The sequence below is a fragment of the Synechococcus sp. H55.2 genome (assembly GCF_047462495.1).
Taxonomy (GTDB): domain Bacteria; phylum Cyanobacteriota; class Cyanobacteriia; order Thermostichales; family Thermostichaceae; genus Thermostichus.
This window is the reverse complement of the sequence record NZ_JANSJH010000196.1, coordinates 1-1,060: the sequence shown is the minus strand read 5'-3', so window position 1 is coordinate 1,060 and position 1,060 is coordinate 1. Positions and strand designations below refer to the sequence as shown.

General features: G+C 60.2%; 1 protein-coding gene. It reads left to right on the top strand.

Annotated elements, in window-relative coordinates; genetic code table 11:
* Window positions 1-1,059, top strand: a 1,059-nt coding sequence (gene psbD / locus NW844_RS12850; protein ID WP_414336211.1) for a photosystem II D2 protein (photosystem q(a) protein), incomplete at its 5' end; no start/stop codon positions are given.
* Window position 1,060: the final 1 nt, after the last annotated feature.

The window sequence follows — 1,060 nt, the reverse complement described above, 5'->3', positions numbered from 1 at the left end:
ATGACCATCGCGGTAGGGCGCGTACGCCAGGAGCGAGGATGGTTCGACATCGTCGATGACTGGCTCAAGCGCGACAGATTCGTGTTTATCGGCTGGTCGGGGCTGCTGCTGTTCCCCTGCGCCTACTTGGCCTTGGGCGGCTGGCTGACCGGCACCACCTTTGTAACTTCTTGGTACACCCACGGCCTGGCCAGCTCCTACCTGGAAGGGTGCAACTTTTTGACCGTGGCCGTGTCCACCCCCGCCGACAGCATGGGGCACAGCCTGCTGCTGCTGTGGGGCCCGGAAGCCCAAGGGGACTTTACCCGCTGGTGCCAGATTGGCGGGCTGTGGACGTTTGTGGCGCTGCACGGGGCGCTGGGCTTGATTGGCTTTATGCTGCGGCAATTTGAGATTGCCCGCCTGGTGGGGGTGCGGCCCTACAACGCCATTGCCTTCAGCGCGCCGATTGCGGTGTTTGTGAGCGTGTTTTTGATTTACCCGCTGGGGCAGAGCAGTTGGTTTTTTGCCCCCAGCTTTGGGGTGGCGGGGATTTTCCGCTTTTTGCTGTTTTTCCAGGGGTTCCACAACTGGACGCTGAACCCGTTCCACATGATGGGGGTGGCCGGCGTGTTGGGTGGAGCGCTGCTGTGTGCCATCCATGGGGCGACGGTGGAGAACACGTTGTTTCAGGATGGGGAAGCGGCGAGCACGTTTCGGGCGTTTGAGCCGACGCAGTCGGAAGAGACGTACTCGATGGTGACGGCGAACCGGTACTGGAGCCAGATTTTTGGGATAGCGTTTTCCAACAAGCGGTGGCTGCACTTTTTCATGTTGTTTGTGCCGGTGACGGGATTGTGGATGTCGAGCATTGGAGTGGTGGGGTTGGCGCTGAACCTGCGGGCGTATGACTTTATCAGTCAGGAGACGCGGGCGGCAGAAGATCCTGAGTTTGAGACGTTCTACACGAAGAACATTTTGCTCAACGAGGGGATTCGGGCCTGGATGGCGCCGCAGGACCAGCCGCACGAGCGCTTTGAGTTCCCCGAAGAAGTCCTACCCCGCGGCAACGCGCTCTAAA